The 20,098-nt window shown below is 42.1% G+C and carries 20 protein-coding genes; 18 read left to right on the forward strand and 2 right to left on the reverse strand.

What is annotated here, in order from left to right; translation table 11 throughout:
• Window positions 1-22 precede the first annotated feature (22 nt).
• From GQY27_RS10210 to GQY27_RS10245, 8 genes are all read left to right on the forward strand, one after another.
• Entirely contained in the window at window positions 23-190 is a 168-nt protein-coding gene (locus GQY27_RS10210) for a hypothetical protein (RefSeq protein WP_160033911.1), read from the forward strand.
• Window positions 191-346: 156 nt separating this feature from the next.
• Window positions 347-868: a GNAT family N-acetyltransferase gene (locus GQY27_RS10215; RefSeq protein WP_160033913.1), complete on the forward strand. Its 522-nt coding sequence runs from the start codon at window positions 347-349 to the stop codon at window positions 866-868.
• 196 nt (window positions 869-1,064) lie between these two features.
• Window positions 1,065-1,688: a deoxynucleoside kinase gene (locus tag GQY27_RS10220; RefSeq protein WP_160033915.1), complete on the forward strand. Its 624-nt coding sequence runs from the start codon at window positions 1,065-1,067 to the stop codon at window positions 1,686-1,688.
• Complete coding sequence (locus GQY27_RS10225) at window positions 1,685-2,338, forward strand: deoxynucleoside kinase (RefSeq protein ID WP_160033917.1); 654 nt, start codon at window positions 1,685-1,687, stop codon at window positions 2,336-2,338. Before GQY27_RS10220 ends, GQY27_RS10225 begins: the two co-directional genes overlap by 4 nt.
• Before the next feature lie 299 nt (window positions 2,339-2,637).
• On the forward strand, window positions 2,638-3,990 hold the full coding sequence (locus GQY27_RS10230; protein ID WP_160033919.1) for a sodium-dependent transporter: 1,353 nt from the start codon (window positions 2,638-2,640) through the stop codon (window positions 3,988-3,990).
• Between the two features lie 189 nt (window positions 3,991-4,179).
• The gene (locus tag GQY27_RS10235) at window positions 4,180-5,220 is read left to right on the forward strand and encodes a hypothetical protein (RefSeq protein ID WP_160033921.1); all 1,041 of its coding nucleotides are present in this window, start codon (window positions 4,180-4,182) and stop codon (window positions 5,218-5,220) included.
• 37 nt (window positions 5,221-5,257) lie between these two features.
• Window positions 5,258-5,779: a hypothetical protein gene (locus GQY27_RS10240; RefSeq protein ID WP_160033923.1), complete on the forward strand. Its 522-nt coding sequence runs from the start codon at window positions 5,258-5,260 to the stop codon at window positions 5,777-5,779.
• A 71-nt stretch (window positions 5,780-5,850) separates the two neighbouring features.
• Window positions 5,851-6,486 (forward strand): DUF975 family protein, encoded by a 636-nt coding sequence (locus GQY27_RS10245; RefSeq protein WP_160033925.1) that lies wholly within the window; start codon window positions 5,851-5,853, stop codon window positions 6,484-6,486.
• Between the two features lie 81 nt (window positions 6,487-6,567).
• Here GQY27_RS10245 and GQY27_RS10250 read toward each other — a convergent pair whose 3' ends face one another.
• The gene (locus GQY27_RS10250) at window positions 6,568-7,608 is read right to left on the reverse strand and encodes a serine hydrolase domain-containing protein (protein ID WP_160033927.1); all 1,041 of its coding nucleotides are present in this window, start codon (window positions 7,606-7,608) and stop codon (window positions 6,568-6,570) included.
• A gap of 232 nt (window positions 7,609-7,840) precedes the next feature.
• On the opposite strand from GQY27_RS10250, the gene GQY27_RS10255 reads away from it, so the two are divergent.
• The 4 genes from GQY27_RS10255 (at window position 7,841) to GQY27_RS10270 (ending at window position 13,880) form a co-directional block, all read left to right on the forward strand.
• Window positions 7,841-8,713 carry a polysaccharide deacetylase family protein gene (locus GQY27_RS10255; RefSeq protein ID WP_236570550.1) on the forward strand — a complete coding sequence of 291 codons (873 nt, stop codon included), beginning with the start codon at window positions 7,841-7,843 and terminating at the stop codon, window positions 8,711-8,713.
• 24 nt (window positions 8,714-8,737) lie between these two features.
• Window positions 8,738-9,415, forward strand: a complete 678-nt coding sequence (locus tag GQY27_RS10260; RefSeq protein WP_160033929.1) for a YkyA family protein — start codon at window positions 8,738-8,740, stop codon at window positions 9,413-9,415.
• Window positions 9,416-9,587: 172 nt separating this feature from the next.
• The gene (locus GQY27_RS10265; RefSeq protein ID WP_160033931.1) at window positions 9,588-10,469 is read left to right on the forward strand and encodes a radical SAM/SPASM domain-containing protein; all 882 of its coding nucleotides are present in this window, start codon (window positions 9,588-9,590) and stop codon (window positions 10,467-10,469) included.
• 93 nt (window positions 10,470-10,562) lie between these two features.
• Window positions 10,563-13,880: a DEAD/DEAH box helicase gene (locus GQY27_RS10270; protein ID WP_160033933.1), complete on the forward strand. Its 3,318-nt coding sequence runs from the start codon at window positions 10,563-10,565 to the stop codon at window positions 13,878-13,880.
• Between the two features lie 87 nt (window positions 13,881-13,967).
• Here the strand turns inward: GQY27_RS10270 and GQY27_RS10275 are convergent, their stop codons facing one another.
• The gene (locus GQY27_RS10275) at window positions 13,968-14,204 is read right to left on the reverse strand and encodes a DUF896 domain-containing protein (RefSeq protein WP_160033935.1); all 237 of its coding nucleotides are present in this window, start codon (window positions 14,202-14,204) and stop codon (window positions 13,968-13,970) included.
• 221 nt (window positions 14,205-14,425) lie between these two features.
• Here GQY27_RS10275 and desA point away from each other — a divergent pair, with 221 nt between their 5' ends.
• From desA to GQY27_RS10305, 6 genes are all read left to right on the forward strand, one after another.
• Window positions 14,426-15,493: a Delta(5) desaturase DesA gene (desA, locus tag GQY27_RS10280; protein WP_160033937.1), complete on the forward strand. Its 1,068-nt coding sequence runs from the start codon at window positions 14,426-14,428 to the stop codon at window positions 15,491-15,493.
• Window positions 15,494-15,617: 124 nt separating this feature from the next.
• On the forward strand, window positions 15,618-16,739 hold the full coding sequence (locus tag GQY27_RS10285; protein WP_160034029.1) for a sensor histidine kinase: 1,122 nt from the start codon (window positions 15,618-15,620) through the stop codon (window positions 16,737-16,739).
• Between the two features lie 16 nt (window positions 16,740-16,755).
• Window positions 16,756-17,355: a response regulator transcription factor gene (locus tag GQY27_RS10290; protein WP_160033939.1), complete on the forward strand. Its 600-nt coding sequence runs from the start codon at window positions 16,756-16,758 to the stop codon at window positions 17,353-17,355.
• Between the two features lie 223 nt (window positions 17,356-17,578).
• Window positions 17,579-18,328: a methionine ABC transporter ATP-binding protein gene (locus GQY27_RS10295; protein ID WP_236570551.1), complete on the forward strand. Its 750-nt coding sequence runs from the start codon at window positions 17,579-17,581 to the stop codon at window positions 18,326-18,328.
• Entirely contained in the window at window positions 18,328-18,999 is a 672-nt protein-coding gene (locus tag GQY27_RS10300) for a methionine ABC transporter permease (protein WP_160034033.1), read from the forward strand. The genes GQY27_RS10295 and GQY27_RS10300 overlap by 1 nt, the downstream gene beginning before the upstream one ends.
• A 47-nt stretch (window positions 19,000-19,046) precedes the next feature.
• The gene (locus GQY27_RS10305; protein ID WP_236570552.1) at window positions 19,047-19,907 is read left to right on the forward strand and encodes a MetQ/NlpA family ABC transporter substrate-binding protein; all 861 of its coding nucleotides are present in this window, start codon (window positions 19,047-19,049) and stop codon (window positions 19,905-19,907) included.
• Window positions 19,908-20,098 lie beyond the last annotated feature (191 nt).

Genomic DNA, 20,098 nt, shown 5'->3' on the forward strand with positions numbered 1-20,098 from the left:
ACTTACGAAGGAGGAAATGATTATGTTGAAAAAAAGAGGTTTGTTGTTAACAGCTGTTGGTGCTGGAGTGACATACTTGATGAGAAATAAAACGGCACGTGATAAAGTGTTTAACACAGTATCCGGTATGATGAGAAGTTCGCGTTCTTCCCACGGTGGACGAAAATCACCGCGCGTTGATTTGAACTAGAAAGATCGGTAGAAGATAACTCGGCCATACTCGTGGTACGGGTTATTTTTTTTGCTTCCGTACTCGGCAGAACTGGATTAGCTGCACGTCAAATGGTAGACTGGTGCTAACTTACGTGAGGAAGAATGAAGGGAACAACAAGAAGGAAGTGACTTTATGAGCAAGATTCAGTCCCCTGTGTTTGAACAGGTGTATAGCATTATGGAGGAATCGTTCCCTCTGATTGAATATCGCACGTTTGAAGGACAGCAAGCTTTGCTTGCGAATCCAAGCTATCGACTGCTCACCAAAGAGAATGACCTGGGTGAGGTCATCGCCTTTCTGGGCGGTTGGGAATTTGATGAATTCTGTTTTGTGGAGCACATCGCTGTAAAACCATCTATTCGCGGCGGCGGGCTGGGTAAGCAGCTGATGATGGACTTTATAGCCCAGATGGATAAACCGGTCGTGCTTGAAGTGGAACTGCCGGATGAAGAAATGAGTAAGAGAAGGATTGGATTTTATAAGCGGCTTGGTTTTCATCTGAATTCCTATCCCTATGTGCAGCCGCCGCTTCGAGCGGGACAACCCGATTTTCCTCTGATGGTAATGAGTTATCCAAATCTGCTTACAGAGGAGCAGTTTCAGTCTTACCGGGATACCCTGTATGCAGAGGTATATCAAGTAGAACCAAAATAGAGAGCGATCAATCATTCAGACCATTTTTCAGAGCAACTGCATGGGGAATGGTTTTTTTGCTGCTTATATCAATTTTCAGGATTGGGAATTGTCATGTTTTCTTCCTTTTTTTAATCGGTCCGAAAATAGATATTCTGTGATACAATAAACTCTCTATGACGGTAATATCGGTTACGAATATAACAGGAGGATTCACATGACAAAAGGCATGTTTATTGCGGTTGAGGGTCCAATAGGAGCTGGAAAAACGACGCTGTCGTCTATGCTTTCCAAGGAACTAGATATCCCCTTATTAAAAGAAATTGTAGAAGAGAATCCGTTTCTCGGAAAATTCTATGAAAATATAGATGAATGGAGCTTTCAGCTCGAAATGTTCTTTTTGTGTAATCGGTATAAGCAGTTGGAAGACACGACGACGAACTATATCCAGCATCACAAAAGAGTTATTTCCGATTATCATATCTATAAAAACTTGATTTTTGCACAGCGTACGCTGAAGGGTGTCAAAAGAGAGAAGTATCGCAAGATCTATCACATCCTTACTGATGATCTTCCGAAACCAGATCTTATTATATATATCAGAGCGAATCTTGATACACTGCTTAAACGAATTGCCAAACGCGGTCGCTCTTTTGAACAGAAGATGGACCCTGCTTATCTAGAACAGCTTATTATAGATTACGATGAAGCAATGACGTCTCTTGCTGAGCGAGAGCCGGATACAAAAATTATTACAATTGACGGTAATCAGATCGATTTTGTCGCAAGTCCTGAACAATTTGACCTGATTGTGTCTGAGATAAAGGAGTACATTCGATGAACGACTATAACATCCCGCAGAATGCTTTGATTACGGTGGCGGGTACGGTAGGTGTAGGAAAATCCACCTTAACCGCTGCACTTGCGGATCGACTTCATTTCAAAACCTCTTTAGAGAAGGTGGATCATAACCCTTATTTGGAGAAGTTTTATCATGATTTCGAGAGATGGAGCTTCCATCTTCAGATTTATTTTTTAGCGGAACGTTTTAAAGAGCAAAAAAATATTTTTGAAGCAGGAGGAGGGTATGTTCAAGATCGTTCGATCTATGAAGATACGGGTATTTTTGCTCAAATGCATGCAGACAAAGGCACGATGAGTGTAACGGATTTTGAGACGTACACAAGCTTATTTGAAGCAATGGTGATGACTCCTTATTTCCCTCATCCAGATGTACTTATCTATCTCGAAGGAAGCCTGCCATCGATCTTGAACCGAATCAAAGAACGCGGCCGCGAGATGGAAATTCAGACAGATCCGTCCTATTGGGAAGAGATGCATGGACGTTATGCGAAATGGATCGGTGAATTCAACGCTTGTCCTGTGCTCAAATTAAACATTGATGAGTATGATGTGCATGATCCTGCTTCCTTAGACAGCATACTCACGGAAGTTGGAAAGACGATTACTAAGCATAGAAACAATAAGTAAATCTAGGAATAGGCTCCTCTCGGCACATGGGTGTATGAGAGGGGTCTTTTTTATTTTATTATTTTGAAGAGATGTAACAAAGTCGAAAAATAAGATATATCTTAAAAAATGAAATAAATAGAAAAATAATTTTCGTTTTGATGTATTTTTATGACTCTAATTCAGGTAAAAAGACTTATTCGTTATTTAACATAACATTACATATATACGTTTAAAGTTCTATCTTGTATAATACATTATTATTTATTTAGTACTTAGTCATAAATATTAGTACGGATTTAACCGAGATGGAGGGCTTCATGGGACCAATTAAGACAAATGAAAAAGGCACGGGAACCAGCGAACGGTTCTCTTCTTCAAAAGGATTTATACTAGCCGCAATCGGCAGTGCAGTTGGACTTGGTAATATGTGGAAATTTCCTTATATCACAGGGGAAAATGGGGGCGCAGCCTTCTTCCTATTATTTATTGCATGTCTGATTGCAGTAGGACTTCCTGTTCTACTTGCTGAACTGTCAATCGGCCGTGCGGGCCGGGGAAGTGCAGCATCATCCTTCGTAAAAGCAGGGGGAGGAAGAATCTGGGGGAAACTAGGCTTTATCTCCGTTATTGCTCCTTTCCTAATCATGACGTTCTATATCTTAGTAGCTGGCTGGACTCTTCACTATGCAGTACTGTCCTTTAGCGGGCAGATGAAGGCGGGAGTAGATTTCGATGCTCAGTTTGTTAAGTTTACAGGAAGTTACTTGCCTTTAATCTGGGCATTTGTTGCGATGGCGATCGTAGCTTTGGTTGTTATAAAAGGGATATCTGGGGGAATTGAGAAGTTTAACAAAATACTCATTCCTGGAATGCTTGTTCTGCTTGTCATTCTTATGATTCGTTCGATTACACTGCCAGGTGCGATGGAAGGTGTGAATTTCTTCTTGGCTCCTGATTTCTCAAAGCTTTCTCCAGAGGCCGGACTTGTTGCACTAGGACACGCTTTCTTCTCTTTATCTTTGGGAATGGGTACAATGATTACGTACGGAGCATTCGTGGATCGGAATCAATCGCTAGGATCAGCCACTCTTGCTGTAGGTGTAGGTGATTTGATCTATGCTTTCATAGCCGGTCTGATTATTTTCCCGACAACATTTGCTTTTGGGATTGATCCGAGTTCCGGACCAGGGCTTGTATTTGTAGCTTTGCCGGCTGCTTTCTCAGCGATGCCGCTGGGCTGGTTGTTCGGAGGTCTGTTCTTTGTTCTGCTGGCAATTGCCGCGCTGACTTCTCTAGTATCCTTGCTTCAAGTACCAGTTACGCATGCGATGGAAAAATGGAACTGGAGTCGTAACAATGCAGTGTGGATTCTTTCCCTGCTGATCTTCTTGGTGAGTATTCCTTCAGCTCTTTCCATGGGTCTGATGAAGATTAACATTGGGGAACGTAATTTCTTTGACTATGTAGATTTCTTTGCTTCGAACTGGCTGCTTCCTATTGGCGGACTCATTGTTACTCTATTTGCGGGATACTTTTGGAAGACGGCTGCAAAAGAAGCAGGCCTTACAGCAAAATGGTTCCGCGTCTGGATGTTCATGCTTCGTTATGTGGCGCCGATTCTGATGATTTTCGTATTCTTACATTCAACTGGAATTTTAAAATTCGAATAAAGCAGAAACAAAATATAACGAAATTTAAGGCTTCCCATTCTTACAGGGGGGCCTCTTTTCATTATCTTATGAAGATGGATAGCAACAAACAACAAATTTCGACAATTATCTCTGCATGCATCTGCTATATTGAAAATACATCTTTGAAAGATAGGGTGAAACTGTTCCTTCGAGAGGGGAGTTTCTACAATGAAAAGTTTGCGAAGAATGGAGTTATTGATCATAAGTCTGCTAATGATTGTATTGACTTTGATTACAGTCATTTTGTTTTATATCCAGGGTAAAGAGCGTACCCCCATAGATCACAGAAGTCCAGAGATAATCTCCGAATCATATGAGACCAAGCAGTATGCTTATTCAGAGGAGAGTGGGGATCAGGTAAAGGAACCAGCTAATCCCTATTTTCCTAATGATCTTGCTGTGCCGCTGACGTCTGATCAAGGCAGAATTAAAGATCAGATTTCTTTTGCGATACATTCGATCCGAAAGACAAGCATTTTGATCCATACAAATGAGGGTGAAAAAACGTTTAGCACCCCACCCCAAAATAACAGCATGATACTCGAAGCATTTGGCAGCATTAATTTATCCACCGCCAAAGCCGATATTCCCGAACCATCCGATGACGAAATTATTTACATTCGTTTTCATGCAGAAGACGTAGTGTACTCGGTTGCTTATGATCTGAATAGTAACACCTACCTGCTAGGTGGACGAAGATATTATGCTGCATATAACACGATAGTATATCTGAATTTATTTTGCCGGCCCAGCACAATCTTAGCTACGCTCGGTGAAATGAGGATGGCGGACATGGAGACGGAAGATCCCTCAGAGTATGTAATTAATCAAAGTGTTCATTACAAGACGAGTGAACTCAAGGTGCAGAATCAGAACTTTGCTGAATGGGATGATCAGATCAAGGGAGATCCTAAGTACATACAGCAGACGCATTTTTATTCGATTTTGGATGACAAAATCAAGACCATTCTTGTAGACGAGAAAAATGGTGTTTTATTTACGGGTTTAAGTGTCTTTTTTACGAAAGGCGAAGTAGAGACGGCTGATGGAATATCCATTGGCAGCAGCACGTATGATGTGGTAAGCCGGCTCGGAGAGCCGAGTAAAATGACCAAAAGTAGATGGAGCTACCAGGTGGATGAAAAGCATTATCTACATCTGTATATCAAAGAAAAGAAGGTTCAGTATATGTCACTTTCATTTCTTTAGGCTGGAATCTTGATAGGTAATATGGAAAGGAGCTATTATGTTTGACCCTACTGTTTTTGATAACTTAAAAGTAGCACTGGAGAATGAGCTGTATGATATGGACAATTTAGATCAGCGTATATGCATAACGGGCAGAGTAGACCGGATGGAATTTGCGGTGATGTCACGATTATTTCGTATCCAGTTTCAATTAACGGACGATAATCTGATTACGGGTGAAATCGAACTTGCAGCTTCACTACAAGAGCTGGCCTCTGAAATTTTGGAACAGAAGGGCGCAGAGCCAGGATGTGTACTGACCATCAGATACAGAATGCCAATATCAAACCCCGATAAAAACTGTCCGCAGATTCAGCAGGTGATAGAGAAAATTTGGCCGAATCAGACGCTGACCCAGACGATTAGTTACGTATACGATCCAAGGAAGCTATCGCCGATGCTCAGTACAACCGAAATATTATTTCCTCGAAAAATTAATGAAGAACAGATAAATGATATTCCAGAACTAGCACTCTATGCCGTGCAAACAGTTCAGGAGCTGAGAGACCAAATAAAGTAATCTTTACGCAAGGTTCCCTGTGCTGAATAACCGTGCTATAATCGAGTTTTGACAGGAGGAATGAATAAATAATGGGCATTATGAAAATGAAACGCCGCTCACTTGATGCGCTGAAAGGAAACTGGGGAAAAGCCATCTTACTAACGGTCCTTATCTCCATAATTACCGTACTTATCCCAACAGCGATGGATATGCAAAGAAGTGGAGGGTTTGAGTCCTGGGTTAACGATGAGGCACCTGGGTCCCTTTTTAGTTTTGTATATGAGATTGTATTAATGCCGTTTTATGTCGGCGTATCATGGTTTTACATCAGTCTTATTAGGAAAGAAAAAGCACAGATCCGCAATATTTTTAAAATATACCAAGATGGTAGATTAACCTTAAAGTTAATATGGACGTATATTGTAATGATCTTCTTTATCCTGTTATGGACTCTGCTGCTCATCGTTCCAGGAATTATTAAAAGTATTTCTTATTCGCAGACGTTGTACGTATTAAGGGATCATCCTGAATATTCAGCAACCCAAGCGATCACGGAGAGCAGAAGACTTATGGACGGATATAAGTGGAAATATGTTTTGTTCCTTCTTAGCTTTATTGGATGGTTTTTGTTAACAGCTGTAACCTTTGGACTTGCTTGGTTCTTTGTAGGACCTTATTTCTCAGCAGCACAAGCTGTATTCTATGATGAACTCAAAGAGCAATAGATTACCTTAACGTACCTCTTACCCTAAGACTTTTTAGAAATGAAAAAGCTGACGCCTTAGGAAACGGAAGTTCCTAAAGCATCAGCTTTTTTTAGTCCATTGCTTTGCTGCAAGCAGAAGTTCCATTCCCATGGTAGTCGGGTTTAGATGACTGTGATTACGAATATTTGATAAGATCACCACACCAAACGGCAGATCAGGACGAAAACCTATGAAACTTTGATATCCATGAGTGCCAGCGCTGTGATAGAGAATTCCTTCTTGTGCATTCTGATGCCAGCCTAACCCGATTCTGAATTGGTTATTTTTTTGGAAATAGTTTTTTTGGGTAATAGAATAAATATCAAAAATTTCCCTATTTGGATGTACACCCATATGGGCTGAAAGAAAAGTCAGCAGATCACTAGCTGTAGAACGGAGTGCACCCGTACCGGGAAAATCATGCAGCTCTATTGGTGGAGCAGCAACGCGTCCTCTGTATCCAGGAACGAGTCTTGTTATCCCTTCGTTTTTGAGATGAATAGAAGTGTCTGGCATTTCTAAGGGGATGGTAATCATGTCTTGTACAGCGTGTTCATAAGAAGTCTGCATCTCTGTAGCAAGAATATGACCAAGCAGACCGATCCCGGCATTGGAGTAACGGTAAGTCTTTCCTACACTTTCAGCGGTAGCGCGCCGTAAGTAGAAAGCAGCTTCAGACAAATTGAAAGTGGAACAGGAGTCACGGCTTTTCTCAGAATCGAATAAGTTACGGATTTTTCTCCAGATTTGCTTTTCCGGAAGACCCGAGGTATGCGTCGCCAGATGACGAAATGTAACCGGTGAGTTTGGAGGGAGAAGCGGGATATATTGTCCTAACGAATCATCGATATCAAGGAAACGGTCATGATGTAAATGTGCTAGTAATGTCGTCGTGAATAGTTTTGTAATAGACCCGATTTCATAGATAAGTTCACTGTAGTTTGTCGTAGTATAGGGATGGATATCACCTATTCCATAGACTCGTCTTTCGTTTCCGTACACGGTTCCAATAACAAGTACGGACTCTTTATGTTTGTTATAATAGGTTTCGAGATTCCGATTAACCATACTTTGGATGATTTGTGACAAATACGGACTCACGATTCGGTATGCTCCTTTGGAAAAAAGTTGTATGTAGTTATTACGTTTATTTTATCTGAATTGTAACCTCGTTGTCATTCAACAGATAGTGAATTCCTTTAATCTTATATCTGGGGCTAAGAAATAACCACAAATTATGACAATTCCTCTTTTACGTCAAGTGGAATCGACAGCGAATGTAGAAGACTATGGCGTAAAAGAATCTATCATATTATAGAAAGAAGTGACAACCTTGAGAAGACAACGGAAACAAAAACGCCCCGTATTTCGGGGAAGACAAGCAAGAAGAAGAATTCGTTTTGATCGAGTATTGATCGCCGCGTTTATTTTGGCACTCTCAGTTTTTCTCATATGGAAGATTGGAAGTTTTGCTTTAGATCGATTCCCACAAGTGGCAGAATCCTCGGTGGAAGTCCAACAACCTAGTATGCTAGGGGGATTTAACGTTGTACCGATGGCGAAAAAAGAGCCTGTTCGGTTTAAGGGTAAAGTTCAAAAAGTTGCATACCTCACTTTTGATGATGGTCCAAGTAAATATACGAATGACATTCTTGATGTTCTTAAAAAGAATAAAGTGCAGGCAACTTTTTTTCTGGTAGGGACAGAAATACATAAATATCCGGATGCGGTGAAGCGAATGGTAGAAGAGGGCAGTTATCCTGGGATGCATACCATGACTCATGAATATCAGACCCTTTACAAGAGCGGAAGTTCTGCCAATTTTATAAAAGAAGTGAAGCAGGAACAAAAGATCATTCAAGATTTGACTGGATATAAACCGTTTTTGGTTCGTGCCCCATTTGGCAGTGCTCCGCAGATCGGTGAAAAGTTCCGAGGCGATATTGCGAAAGCACAGTTTAAGCTGTGGGATTGGACCGTGGACTCTCTGGATTGGGATTTGCCGGGTAACCCGAAACAAGTCATTGCCAATGTAAAACGAGATGTACACAAGGATGTGGAAGTTATTTTATTCCATGAGAAAGAGCAGACAGTGGAGGCACTTCCGGAGATTATCAACCATCTGAAAAAGAAGGGGTATAAGATTGAAGTCTATAACCCGGACAATCATCTGGTTATGAATTTCAAAAATGATCTGCGCTTATAAATAGATACAGGAGGATTTAATTTTATGTGGTCAAAAGGGAAGCTGGGTACTCTGCTGATCGTATGCATGGTACTCCTTGCAGCCTGCAGTAAAGAGGATGCGCTTAATACGATGAAAACCATGGAAGATACGGTGAACACAGAGAATCAGATGCAGGAGCATTTACAGCAGATTGCGAATCTAGAAGGTCAAGATTTAGAGTTATATGATCTGATTATGGAGCAAGGGAAAGAGGCGGATGCGAAGCTGGATGATTTGCTAGAAGATGCCCTTAAACATGTAGATGATCGCAAAGAGCACCTGGAATCAGCTAAACAGATTATGGATGCGGCCCAAGTGAAAAGTGAATCTTGGAGATCGGCTTTGGATGTCTATAATAACGATGCGAAAGAGCAGGAAATGGTTCAAAAGGCAGACCAACTGTGGAATGATTATGAAGCGCGTCAGGCGACATTTGGAGAGTTTTATGAACAGTACAATATGAGCTTGGCCAAAGATAAAGAGTTGTACGTCCTGCTTGAAGAACAAGATGAAGCCATTTCATTATCCAAGCTGAAAAGTAAAGTGAGCGAACGCAATAAAGCTTTTGCGGCAGCAAATAAATTGAAACAAAAATTCAATCAGGAAACGTCTGTTTTTAATAAAGAGCATGAAAGTTTTGTAGCAGAAATGCAGCAACACTTATCCAAAAACAAAAGATAGTACAGATTGAGGCAGTCCGCACATCGTTGTGGCTGTCTTTTTTATGGGAGGTCTTTAATTTATTTGCTGGCGTCCTTCGTAAAACAGCTTTAAACGGAACTTCTACTGGTCGTATAGAGCAGGCTTCTTTATAATGTAAGATATAATAGATAACAGATTGGAGTACATGGGCTTGAAAACATTCAAGAAAGTTTATGTTGAGATTACAAGTATCTGCAATTTGGCTTGCAGCTTCTGTCCACAGACGAAGCGACAAGCAAAGTTCATGGATTTGAATACATTTAATAACATACTTGATCAAATTAAACCACATACCCAACATATTTATTTGCATGTAAAAGGGGAACCTTTGCTTCATCCGAAGCTTGATCAGCTCCTTGATGCAGCTGATGCGAAAGGCTTTAAAGTCAATATGACAACGAATGGAACGTTAATTGAAAAAGCGAGACATCGTATTCTTGGGAAACCTGCAGTGAGACAAATGAACTTCTCTCTTCATAGTTTTGATGGTCATGAGGGAAGTGAGGATCGCGAAGGATATCTCTACCGTATCATTGACTTTGTAAGAGAAGCGGTCAAACAAAATATTATCGTTTCGTTCCGGCTTTGGAATCTAACCGAGGACAATATGACGAATTTGCAAAAACAACGGAACCGGGAAACACTAGATATATTGGAACAGGAATTTGGACTCGATTTTAAGATTGAAGAGAAAGTAACACCAGGTAGCGGTGTGAAAATCGCTAAAAACATATATCTAAATCAAGATCATGAATTTGAGTGGCCGAGTCTTGCTGCGGAAGAAGATGATGGGAAAGGCTTCTGTCATGGACTTCGTACACAGGCAGGTGTGCTCGTAGATGGAACTGTTATTCCATGTTGTCTCGATGGAGAAGGGGTAATTAACCTCGGGAATATCAATGCAACCCCATTCTCTGAGATCGTGGAGAGTAAACGTGCGAATGATTTATTTTATGGATTTTCCCGCCGGGAGGCAGTGGAAGAATTATGCCGTAAATGCGGTTATCGCAAACGTTTTGGTGCCGGTGCATAAAACTTATGATAGCCTCTGTCATCATGTTAAGAAAGGCGTCCTTAGGGACGCTTTTTCTCATAGACTGAGGATAGGGAAAGGGAAGTATATCGAATGAATATCATGCTGAATCGACGAAAAATAAAACTGCTTTGCGGTCCCCGCTTTTACGAGCAAGGAGAATACACGTGTGATTCAGGCGGTGTAGGAATTACCTTATCTAATGCAGACAAAGGACAGTTCCGAGCAGTAGTCAAAGATGGGACCAAGAATAGATACGATGTTGAAGTGAACTTAGATCGGAATGGAGATGTACTGGCCAGTTGTTCATGTCCAGCATTCCCTGTACACGATTACTATTGCAACCATATAGCGGCTGTACTCATTCAGATTAGTTATTTGCAGGAGGAAGGTACGGCTAAAGTTAGCGCTTATCCATCATTGCTGCATAAACCGGATCTTGAACTGCCGGAGGGGTACTTAACGCCAAGGATTCAGCGTGCAGATACCTCTGAACAGGCAGAAAATCAGCGAGCAGAAGATATTCTTTCTTTGTTTAGCAGCAGTCCACGTATTTCGGCGGCGGCGGCAAATACCATTTTGGATACAAGAGAGCGGCTGTCGGTCCAGTTTATTATTAAAACCGTTCCTTATGGATTTCATAAGCAAATGATTGGTCTTGAGATGAAACTGGGTCCTAAACGATTATATATCGTGCAGCAGGTAAAACAGTTTTTGAGTCGTCTAGCGCGCAAGGAATCACATGTGTTCTCCAAACATTTCACGTATGATCCTGAAGTTCATTGTTTTTTGCCGCAAGATTACGCGGTCCTTGCTGAACTCATTCATCTAGAGCGTCAAGAAGAGATGTATCTGGAGTCACTAGGCGGATATCCGGGAATAGGAAAAGCCCGCACTCAAGATCGAATGCTGCTGATCCCGCCGCTGGCTTGGGAGAAAGTTGCTCCGCTACTATCGAGAGCCGGAGATGTTTATGTACAGCAGGGAGAGGAACTGTTTAGCAGTTTTTTGCTGCCTGATCAGACGCTTCCTCTTGATTTTGAATTTTCAAAAGCGTTAGATCACAGTGGATTTCAGCTGGAAATACCGGGACTCCTTCAGATGATCGTTCTAAGAGATTATTCTATGGTGCTTCATCGCGGTGTTTTTTATAAGATTCCAGAGCAATCAGCTCATCATTTAGCAGGACTTAAGGATAAATTAACATCTAAAAAATCTCCTGTACTTCGTATTCCTGCCCAGCAGATGGGGCCTTATATGGAGAAAGTTGTACCAGGACTCATGCGCCTTGGCCGTGTGCATGTGGGGGAAGAAATTTCGAGTCAGATGGTGAAAGTTCCGCTTAAAGCTCGGCTGTATTTAGACCGAGTGAGAGAGAAACTGCTGGCAGGGCTTGAATTTCAGTATGGAGATGTCGTGATTAATCCGCTGGAGGAGAGAGAGCGTACTCCGGCAGGCCGTATCCTGATTCGTGACAAGGTGCAGGAGGAGCAAATCCTGCGGCTCATGGAAAGCAGCAGTTTTGCGAGAACGGAAGCAGGATATTATCTGGAAGATGAGGATGCAGAGTTTGATTTTCTGTATTACACCATGCCTCAGATTGAGCAGCTTGTTGAGGTGCTTGCCACCTCCGCGGTAAAAGTGAGAGTTGTCACCGCACCGGTGATTCCTTTCATTCGAGCTCATTTCGATGAAAGAACGGACTGGCTTGAATTCAAATTTAATATCAAGGGAATACCGGATGATGAGATTAAAGAAGTATTAACGAGTGTGGAGGCAAAACGTAAATATCACCGGCTCAGAAATGGAGCTTTGCAGCCGCTGACAACTCCTGAGTTTCAGGAGATGGTGAGGCTGATGAATGAGATGGGGTTCCGTAAGGGAGATTTAAGCAGAGGAGAAGCCAAACTTCCTGTGTACCATGGTTTGTCACTGATGGATAAGCAATCAGAGCAGATTGAAATAAGTGACACCCTCCAGCAGTTCCTTGAAAGTCTCGCCCATCCTGAGAAGATGAATGATCCGGTACCTTCCTCTCTGAATGCAGAACTTCGTGATTATCAGAAGACAGGTTACAGGTGGATGAAAATGCTGGCTTCCTACCGGTTTGGCGGGATTTTAGCTGATGATATGGGACTTGGAAAAACCCTGCAAAGCATCACGTTTATTCTGTCAGAGATCGACGCCATGCGCGAACACAACATGCCGGCACTCATCGTGTGTCCCGCTTCGCTTGTATACAACTGGCATAATGAACTTAGCAAATTTGCTCCTGGTCTTCGAACTGTTATTGCAGATGGAAGCAAAGGAGAACGGGGAGAAGCCATTCGTCAGATGCGTGAAGTGGATGTGGTCATTACCTCGTATCCAATGCTTCGAAGAGACGGCGACCTGTATACGAAGCAGCAGTTCCATATCCTTATTCTGGACGAAGCACAGGCGTTCAAGAATCATTCGACACAGACGGCACAATCGGTCAAGCAGCTCTCGGCGAAACACCGTTTTGCACTTACGGGTACTCCGATCGAGAACAGCCAAGAAGAACTGTGGTCCATTTATGACGCTGTTTTCCCTGAATTATTTTCCGGAAGGAAAGCTTTTCAGGAGTTGTCCAAAGAATCGATTGCAAAACGAATCCGTCCATTTCTGCTGCGTCGGGTAAAATCTGATGTACTGCAGGAGCTACCCGATAAAATTGAATCACTGCAAGCTTCCGAACTTTTGCCAGAGCAGAAAAAGCTGTACATCGCTTATCTTGCCAAGCTGCGACAGGAAACGGTAAAGCACTTAAATGAAGAAGGATTTCAGAAGAACCGTATTCGAATTTTAGCAGGGTTAACGAGACTGAGACAGCTTTGCTGTCATCCGGCTTTGTTTGTGGAAGGATATAAAGGAAGTTCTGCGAAGTTTGAGCAGCTGATGGAATTGATTGAAGAGAGCCGCAGTGCAGGAAAACGAATCTTGTTATTCTCTCAGTTTACCGAGATGCTCGGAATCATTGGCAGAGAACTTGGATATCAAGGAATTCCGTTCTTCTACCTGGATGGTCAGACACCAGGACAAGAAAGAGTTGAACTCTGCGAGCGGTTTAATCAAGGAGAAAGTGATCTTTTCCTGATCTCGCTGAAAGCAGGCGGGACAGGGCTTAATCTGACGGGTGCTGATACCGTGATTTTGTATGATCTATGGTGGAATCCGGCAGTTGAAGATCAAGCAGCAAGCAGAGCACACCGTATGGGGCAGAAAAAGGTAGTTCAAGTAATACGTCTAGTGACCCAAGGAACGGTAGAAGATAAAATGTACGAACTTCAGCAGCGCAAAAAGAATCTAATCGAAGAAATTATACAGCCTGGGCAAGAAGCAATTTCCCCGCTCAGTGAGCATGAAATTCGTGAGATTCTTTCAATATAGTGTTTAATAAAAAAAGGATAGGGACAGGGCGTAACTGCCTTGTTCCTATCCTTTTTGATCTATAACGAAATATATCCGCCTTAAGCTTTAGTTAAGCTTCGATTTATTTTGTTGTTGCTCAATTTTAAGCTTTTCTGGTGTAACATCTTCACCATTGGGATCAACAATGGTCAGACCGGAAATAGTGGACATCACTTGTCCGCGGATGGCTTTCAGATATTCTTTACGCAGGACTTGCTGCTCAGCAAGCTCTTCCTCAGTCAAGCCTTCTGTTTTTTGCTTGCGGCTTAGTTCGTTAATTCTATTAATTGAAGGGATGATCATTCTTATCTACCTTCCTTTCATGTAACAGTTGTATATGACAGTTTACTTGAAGTATTAGCAATATGCAACCTGAAGATTATAAAATGGGCGTGTTCCTTTTGTCAATGGAGCATGACATTTATCATATATTATCACTGACGTTTATGACTTACCCATATGACAGTCTCCCCATATAATTAAGGTATTATATGCGTAGAGCTTACGCGTGAAGGAGAACTGCCATGTCTGCATCCTTTAAAACTCAATTAAAAAAAGAAGTAGCCCCTTACGAGAAAACAGAACTGAAATCCAGTATCATTCAAATGATTAATACATTGGTACCTCTTTTTTTACTCTGGTATCTGGCCTTTGAAAGTCTGACGGTTTCCTATTTTATAACTTTGCCTCTATGTCTGATTGCTGCCGGATTTGTCATTCGTGCGTTTATTATTTTTCATGATTGCTGTCATGGGTCTTTCTTTAAGAGCCGCAAGGCGAACGATATCGTAGGTACACTCGTTGGTGTCATTTCCCTTACTCCTTATATGCAGTGGAAGTATAGCCATTCGATGCATCATGCAACCAGCGGTAATCTCGATAAGCGAGGAACAGGCGACATCTGGATGATGACAACCGAAGAGTATCAGTCGTCTAAATGGATGACAAAATTGTATTACCGCTTGTATCGTAATCCCATTGTTTTGTTCGGAGTTGGCCCGATCGCTGTATTTTTGCTTCAATATCGTTTTAATCGGAAAAATGCAAAACGTAAAGAGCGTATGAATACGTATTTGACCAATCTGCTGATTGCAGCCGTTTACGCTGCTTTGTGTCTTGCAGTAGGCTGGGAAGCTTTCTTACTGATTCAAATTCCTGTTTTCTATTTTGCAAGTATGCTGGGCATCTGGCTCTTTTATGTACAACATACATTTGAAGATTCCTATTTCGAAAGTGAAGAAGATTGGTCTTATGTTCAAGCAGCCGTAGAAGGCAGCTCATATTATAAACTTCCTAAAGTATTGCAGTGGATTACAGGGAATATTGGTTTCCACCATGTGCATCACCTAAGTCCAAGAGTGCCGAATTATCATTTGGAGGAAGCACATAATGCGACACCTCCTCTGCATAAAGCGACGACAATCACCGTGGCAACCAGTCTAAAGGCCATGCGGTTCCGGCTTTGGGATGAGAAAAGCAAACGTTTTGTTACCTTTAGAGAATATAAGAAAGTGCTTCACGAGCAGAAGCTGGAGCTAGCTCATAAAGAGATCCGTAAGGATAAGGTATCTACTTCAGCGCCTGTCAGTTAAAGCACAGGATATGATACAATATTTCATAAGCTAAAAATGAGAGAAATGACTATAGATGCTTGGAATCTATAGTCATTTTTTCTTGATATTTCTGAATAGAAGCAGGTGTGAGTTCGTGAGTATGATGCATCGTTGGCAGGACGTTTTCCGCAAGAATACAGGTCTTAATCCGTATGTATGGTTAGTATGTTTCATCCTTCCGTTCTACTTTATCATTGGTTCTTCTTCCAAAGGATATGTCGTGTTTGGTATCCTGGCGATTATGTTGTTTTTTGCATCTAATTTGCTGGGGCTTATGATGAAGGGGTGGCCGGTATATATCTGGTATGGGCTGCAGATCGCCATTTCCATTTTAATGGCACTTATTTTTGGATTTGTTTATTTCTCCTTATTTCTCGCTTTTTTTATTGGTACGATTCAAAATAAAGCCGGCTTTATTACGTTATATACAATTCATTTAGTCAGTACCTTTTCCACCATCAATTATTTGCTCGCGTCTGCTAATCTTCTCGTGATCAAACAGCTGCCTTTTGTACTGATTAGCATGATCGCTGTGATTCTATTGCCCGTCAGTACATATAACAAGAATAAACAAGACTCGCTACAGGGTCAGCTGGAAGATGCGAATAAACGGATATCGGAACTGGTCAAACAGGAAGAAAGACAGCGTATTGCAAGAGATTTACATGATACACTGGGGCAAAAGCTTTCGCTTATCGGTCTGAAGAGTGAACTTGCCAGTAAGATGGTAACACGTAATCCAGCTCGAGCTCAGGAAGAGATGAAAGATGTGACACTAACAGCAAGAACTGCACTTAAGGAAGTACGGGAGATGGTCACCCAAATGAGAGGCACAAGGTTTGAAGATGAATTATTCCGTGTCAGACAGATACTGAAGGTTGCGGACATCGAGCTGCTGATCGAAGGAGAAGATAATCTGACAGGCGTCTCCCTTATGGCAGAGAATGTGCTGGGTATGTGCCTAAAAGAAGCCGTTACGAATGTCATTAAACATAGTGAAGCGAGTATATGTGAGATTACGATCGAACCGGATCATACCGAACTTGTTATAACCGTAAGAGATAATGGAAAAGGGATGAAAGACGCGCCCGAACGAATTCGCGGTAATGGACTTCGGGGAATGAGAGAACGTTTGGAATTTGTTAACGGCAGCCTTGAGATTACTTCGGTAGAAGGGACCAAGCTGCGAATTGCAGTGCCCCGGGCCGTTCAGCGTCAAATGTGAGAGGAGTTTGAGTGATATGATTCGTATAGTAATTGCTGAGGATCAGCGAATGCTGCTTGGAGCCCTCGCCTCCTTGCTTGATTTAGAAGAAGATATGCAAGTGATTGGACGGGCGAACAACGGAGAAGATGCCGTTAACCTTGTCAGGGAGCATCAACCCGATATATGTATTATGGATATCGAAATGCCGATCAAGAGCGGACTTGATGCAGCGGAAGAAATGAAAGACCAGGATGTGAAAATCGTTATTCTGACTACATTTGCTCGCAGCGGCTATTTTGAACGGGCACTAAAGGCGGGCGTCAGTGGATACTTGCTGAAAGACAGTCCAATTGAAGAACTAGCACAAACGATTCGAAGCGTTATGGCGGGAAGAAGAATCTATGCAGCGGAACTTGTGGACGAAGGTTACGGGGAGAAAAACCCGCTTACGGAACGGGAGAAAGCCGTTCTGGAATTAATTGCTGATGGCAAAAACACGAAAGAAATTTCAAATGAACTATACATCACCACAGGAACGGTAAGAAATTATGTGTCCGTCATTTTAGACAAGCTCGGTGTGGGCAACCGGATTGAAGCCATTAAGCATTTTAAAGAAAAAGGCTGGTTTAAATAAGAAAATAGAGCTTTCATTAAATTGGAAGCCGTAATCCTCTGAATTTCTTAAGAAAAATTAGAGTCAAATCCCTATCGATATGGTATGATTTGAAAGTGCGAAATGAAATTGACAAACTGGAATTTAGCATTTTTAAGAAGTATCATGATAGAAATACATGCTCGCACGAGACGGAATGTCTTGCGCGGGTTTTCTTTATGTCAATATTGAAGGAGGAATAAGCTTGATATCGCTAGACCATGTCAGCAAGAGTTTTGGTTCGAAGAAGCATGGAGAGCGACTGACGGTAGTAGATAACGTTTCGCTACATATCGAACAGGGTAGTATTCATGGCATTATCGGGGCAAGCGGCGCTGGTAAATCAACACTGCTTCGCATCATGAATTTGTTGGAGAGACCAGAAGGTGGACAGGTTTATATAGGTGGACAAGAGCTTACGCAGATGAGGGAAAGGGAGCTCAGAGAAGCTAGAAGAAAGATCGGAATGATTTTTCAGCACTTTAACCTGATTGAGAACCGCACCGTTGAAGGGAATGTAGCCATTCCTCTTGAGCTTGCAGGTGTGAAAAAGGCGGAACGTATAACTCGAGTACACGAATATTTACGTTTTGTGGGTCTTGAGGACAAGGCAAAGCAGTATCCTGCGCAGCTTAGCGGGGGACAAAAACAGCGTGTGGCCATTGCAAGAGCACTTGCCAACGAACCTCAGGTGCTGCTATGTGATGAACCCACCTCTGCACTTGATCCGAAGACTACTTCGGGTGTGCTTGAGGTACTTAGACACGTTAATGAAGCATTGAAGATTACGATCGTTATTGTGACGCATGAAGTACCGGTTGTTGAACGTCTGTGTACGGCCGTATCTTTTATGGATGCAGGGAAGATTGTACGGACACTTCCAATAAAGGAAGGGACATTACCACCTGATATGCTCGCCTGGTATGAGGAGCAGGGAGCAGGTGACAGCGAATGATGAATTTTTATGAAACATATATAGCGAAGTACGAAAGTGAAATGTGGGAAGCCATCGGACAAACCTTTTTTATGGTTGGCGTCTCACTGGCGGCTGCGATCCTAATCGGACTTCCGCTGGGAACACTGTTATACTTAACGCGAAAAGGACATAAATACGAGAATGTTGTATTATTCACCATACTTGACGTTATCGTAAATATCATTCGTTCTTTTCCATTCTTGCTGCTCGTGGTCTTTATGATTCCATTGACTCGAATGATTGTAGGCACCGCTCTTGGTACAACTGCTGCCTCTATTCCGCTTGCTGTTGTAGCCATCGCAAGTTACGCAAGACTCGCTGAGCAGTCGCTGCTTGAAGTGTCGAGAGGTGTAGTTGAGGCTGCATCCTCGATGGGAGCGAATCTGTTTCAGTTTATTTATAAATTTTTGTATGTTGAGGCAAGAGCGGGCTTAGTACGAGGATTAACGTTGTCTGCGGTCAGCTTTATTTCCTACTCCACGGTTGTCGGTGTCGTTGGCGGCGGAGGAATCGGCGATTTTGCTATCAGGTACGGATATCAGCGGTACGAAACCGAACTTATGGTATTCACGATTGTCATTATGATTGTATTCGTGCAGCTTATTCAGTATTTGGGAAATCTTTTGGCACGTGCTCTGGATAAGCGTTAATAAGTGCAATGTTATGCTTTTGAATATGAGGAGAAGAGGAATATCTGATGATGAAGACAAAAAAGAATGGCCTGAAACAATGGTTTGGACTTGCTATGTTGGCGGTACTTATGTTAACTCTAGCTGCTTGTAGTTCAAAGAGCAGTGATGGGGGCGTTCAAGGAGATTCAACTGCTTCTCAAGAAGGTGAGAAGCAGCAGATAAAAGTAGCCAGCAGTCTGTCTGCAATGGTAGATATGATGGAAGCGATAAAACCGGTGCTTGAAAAAGACGGGATTCAGCTTGAAATTGTGAGTGTATCTGATAATATTCAGCCTAATGAAGCTCTAAAGAATAAAGAAGTGGATGCGAACTTCTTCCAGCATAAAGTGTTCATGGAGCAATATAACGAAAATAATGACGGAAACCTCGTCATGGTTACACCCATTTATCACATTATTTACGGTGGTTACTCTAAGAAATACAACAGTATTGAGGAGTTACCAGAGGGTGCAACGATTGGAATTCCGAATGACCCAGCCAATATTGGACGTTCCCTTGCGATGTTTGCTGAGAACGGAATGATTACACTAAAGGATGGCGTGGGTATGAACGCCCTTCAGTCGGATATTATCGAGAATCCGAAGAACTATAAGTTCCAAGAAGTAGATCTTCTCATGCTTGGCCGTGCCTATGATGATGTGGATATGGTTACTCTCTATCCTGCCTATGCTTCACCGCTCGGTTTAACACCTAAGGATGCGATCGTCACCGAAACGCTGGATGAGGAGTTTGCGATATCGCTGGTTGCACGTGAAGACAACAAAGACTCTGAAGCCATTCAAAAACTGGCAGCTGCACTGACAAGTGATGAAGCTAGAAAATTTATTGAAGAGAATCATAAGGATACAATGATCCCTGCATTTTAAATAGGATAAGAAGAGAGATGACATGCCTTGTACGGCACATATGTTATCTCTCTTTTTTTGTGAGGAATGATGGCGAAAAAGAGAGGGAAAAGGAAAATTCCCGCTTTGCTTTTTATATAATGAGTATAATAACCGCTTTTTACAAAAATATTGATCAATATGGCAGTTTTTCATAAAACAACCCGTCCACA

Source organism: Paenibacillus sp. An7, from assembly GCF_009870785.1.
GTDB lineage: Bacteria > Bacillota > Bacilli > Paenibacillales > Paenibacillaceae > Paenibacillus.

Excerpts from the sequence above, each read along its gene's own strand:
- desA (WP_160033937.1), top strand. The coding sequence starts at position 14,426 with ATGTCTGCATCCTTTAAAACTCAATTAAAAAAAGAAGTAGCCCCTTAC.
- GQY27_RS10260 (WP_160033929.1), top strand. The coding sequence starts at position 8,738 with ATGTGGTCAAAAGGGAAGCTGGGTACTCTGCTGATCGTATGCATGGTA.
- GQY27_RS10305 (WP_236570552.1), top strand. The coding sequence starts at position 19,047 with ATGATGAAGACAAAAAAGAATGGCCTGAAACAATGGTTTGGACTTGCT.
- GQY27_RS10290 (WP_160033939.1), top strand. The coding sequence starts at position 16,756 with ATGATTCGTATAGTAATTGCTGAGGATCAGCGAATGCTGCTTGGAGCC.
- GQY27_RS10220 (WP_160033915.1), top strand. The coding sequence starts at position 1,065 with ATGACAAAAGGCATGTTTATTGCGGTTGAGGGTCCAATAGGAGCTGGA.
- GQY27_RS10245 (WP_160033925.1), top strand. The coding sequence starts at position 5,851 with ATGGGCATTATGAAAATGAAACGCCGCTCACTTGATGCGCTGAAAGGA.
- GQY27_RS10210 (WP_160033911.1), top strand. The coding sequence starts at position 23 with ATGTTGAAAAAAAGAGGTTTGTTGTTAACAGCTGTTGGTGCTGGAGTG.
- GQY27_RS10235 (WP_160033921.1), top strand. The coding sequence starts at position 4,180 with ATGAAAAGTTTGCGAAGAATGGAGTTATTGATCATAAGTCTGCTAATG.
- GQY27_RS10275 (WP_160033935.1), bottom strand. The coding sequence starts at position 14,204 with ATGATCATCCCTTCAATTAATAGAATTAACGAACTAAGCCGCAAGCAA.
- GQY27_RS10300 (WP_160034033.1), top strand. The coding sequence starts at position 18,328 with ATGAATTTTTATGAAACATATATAGCGAAGTACGAAAGTGAAATGTGG.
- GQY27_RS10240 (WP_160033923.1), top strand. The coding sequence starts at position 5,258 with ATGTTTGACCCTACTGTTTTTGATAACTTAAAAGTAGCACTGGAGAAT.
- GQY27_RS10230 (WP_160033919.1), top strand. The coding sequence starts at position 2,638 with ATGGGACCAATTAAGACAAATGAAAAAGGCACGGGAACCAGCGAACGG.
- GQY27_RS10215 (WP_160033913.1), top strand. The coding sequence starts at position 347 with ATGAGCAAGATTCAGTCCCCTGTGTTTGAACAGGTGTATAGCATTATG.
- GQY27_RS10225 (WP_160033917.1), top strand. The coding sequence starts at position 1,685 with ATGAACGACTATAACATCCCGCAGAATGCTTTGATTACGGTGGCGGGT.
- GQY27_RS10270 (WP_160033933.1), top strand. The coding sequence starts at position 10,563 with ATGAATATCATGCTGAATCGACGAAAAATAAAACTGCTTTGCGGTCCC.
- GQY27_RS10285 (WP_160034029.1), top strand. The coding sequence starts at position 15,618 with ATGCATCGTTGGCAGGACGTTTTCCGCAAGAATACAGGTCTTAATCCG.